The organism is Streptococcus oralis (genome assembly GCF_001579025.1).
In the GTDB taxonomy this organism is placed as follows: domain Bacteria; phylum Bacillota; class Bacilli; order Lactobacillales; family Streptococcaceae; genus Streptococcus; species Streptococcus oralis_X.
In genome coordinates this window covers 276,555-278,995 of sequence record NZ_KQ970235.1, presented here as the reverse complement: position 1 = coordinate 278,995, position 2,441 = coordinate 276,555, and the positions used below count along the sequence as shown (strand labels likewise).

The 2,441-nt window shown below is 40.6% G+C and carries 1 pseudogene; it reads right to left on the bottom strand.

What is annotated here, in order from left to right:
• Positions 1-2,441, bottom strand: a pseudogene (locus SORDD27_RS01265) (YSIRK signal domain/LPXTG anchor domain surface protein); the annotation flags it as partial.

Here is a 2,441-nt window from a genome sequence, read left to right as displayed (position 1 = left end):
TGACCTGTAAAGGTTTTTTCAGGAACAAAGGTTACTGTTCCGTCCGGTGCTACAGTATAAGTACCTTCACCCGGAATAGTGATAGAATCCACAACATTTCCAGTTTTAGAATCAATCAATTTAGCTGGAACAGTGTCATTCATCTCAACAGTAACTTCTTTTCCATTGACAACTGCAGTTCCACCTTGGAATTCTGGTTTTCCAGTTTGAGTTGCACCTTGAACATCTTCAGAAGTCGCAGGAACTCCAATAGGATTTACTGGGATAATTTGTGGCGTGTAAGTTGTCGTCACTTTAGTTCCATTTTCATCTTCTGCTTGCACAGTTGCTGGAGTAACCTTACCAGAATACAATTTATCCGTTGGACTAAAGGTTACCTTTCCAGTTGTTGGATCAATAGAGAATGTACCAATTTCAGTAGTCCCATCTTCAGCATAAGCTGGAGTTGTCTGACCTGCAGGAACTTCATTTCCTTCTTTATTAAGAAGTTTTACTGAACCTTGTTTAATTGGTGCAATTGCATCACCTTGAACAAATGTAGGAGTGCCTGTTTGTGTTGCTCCTTGAATATTTTCAGAAGTTGCTGGAGTTGCTGTTGGTGTAACTGGCGTAATCAATGGTGTGTAAGTTGTTTCAACCGAAATACCATTTTTATCTTTAGCCTGTACACGCACAGGTTGAACTTCACCACTATAAGTCTTATCAGTTGGGGTAAAGACTGCAACGGCTTGTTCACCAACTGTTTTCAGAGTATATGTACCAATAACATTTCCACTAGGGTCTTTAGCTGGAACAGATGTTGCTGGAGTTCCGGTTTCATCTAAAAGAGTGAAAGTAGCTGGGTCAATATCTACAGTCACCTGTTTACCATCCAGTGTAGTCGTACCACCATTGAATGTTACAGTACTTTCTTGAGTTGCTCCTTGGACATCAACTGACTTAGCAGGTTCTGCTGTTGGAGTAACACCTACAATATGTGGAGTATAAGTTGTCTTAACTTTTGTACCATTCTCATCTTCAGCCTGAACTGTTGCAGGTTGGACTTTACCTTTGTAAGTCTTATCGGTTGGACTGAATGTTACAGTATTTGAAGTTGGGTCAATTGTATATTCCCCTACTTTGTTACCATTCTCATCCAAAGCATCTACTGAAGCTCCAGGTGCTACCGGAGTACCATTCTTATCAAGAAGAACAGCTGAGTTCGGCTTGATTGGAGCAACAGAGTGTCCTTCTTTGAATGCTACCGTTCCTGTTTGAGTAGCGCCTTGGATACCAGTTGATTCTGCAGGAGTTGCTGTTGGAGTAACTGGTGTAACAGTTGGAGTATATGTTGCTGTCGCTGTAGCGGTAATAGGTTGTCCATCTTTATCTTGACCAAGAGTTGCTGTTAATGATACAGTCACTGGGGTTGCTGTACCTGTGAATGTTTTCAACGGAACAAATGTCACAACACCAGTTTCATTATTAATTGTGTATGTTCCTTGACCATCAATTGTTACTTGGTCAACTAACTTACCAGTGGTAGGATCTACCAACTTAACAGGTGAAGTAGCACTTGGTGCCACAGGTGAGCCATCACCAACAGATGTAAAGGTTGGAGTACCTGTTTGAGTCGCTCCTTGAACATCTGTGGATGTTACATTATGACCTTCAATCGTGTCTGTTACTGTGATGTGGTAAGTTGTTGTAGCTGTTGATGAGCCAGCCCCATGATCCACACCAGATTCAGTTCCACCTATTGTAGCATCTGTTGTGTAATTGCCATTACTATCAATAACATCAACTGTTACTGTATAGACTCCCACTTCACTCAGTGTATAACCACTAGCAAGATTATAGTTGTTTGCATCTTGTTTAGTGTCATAAACCTTCTGAACTCCTGAAGGAGATGTTACTGTAATACGAGTAATGTAAGTTGTTTTTCCGTACTTAGTATCTTCTGCATCAGAGATTGTCACTGCAGCTTTTGCTTCATTACGGAGATCTACCGCAGTTCCTTTAGTAGAAGTATAATCTTGTGAGCTTGCAGTTGGTTTCGTATTGACAACAGTCGCAACATCTGAGTTAGTTGCGATTGTTCCTCTAATGATTCCACCAAAACCTGATTTAGTATGAACTTCCCATGAATCATCACCCAACTTTTTAGCAGTAACTTCTGTTCCATCTGATGATGTCCATGTGTTTGAATGTTTGTCAAAAGTAATAGTTACTGACATACCATCGCCAGCTTGGTTAGTATTTTGAGAAACATATTCCGTCATTGGACGATCAGGAGTAGTTACACTTGTTACATTTCCATCTTTATCAAGTTGACGAGTATATTCGTAAATGAAGAATTTCATACCGCCATCTAGTTTCGCTTCAGTGTATACTTGGCGTTTCGTCCAAGTTGTAGTCCCATCTCCATTTGCTGTTTTCACTTCGGAATAGTCAGCAGGAAG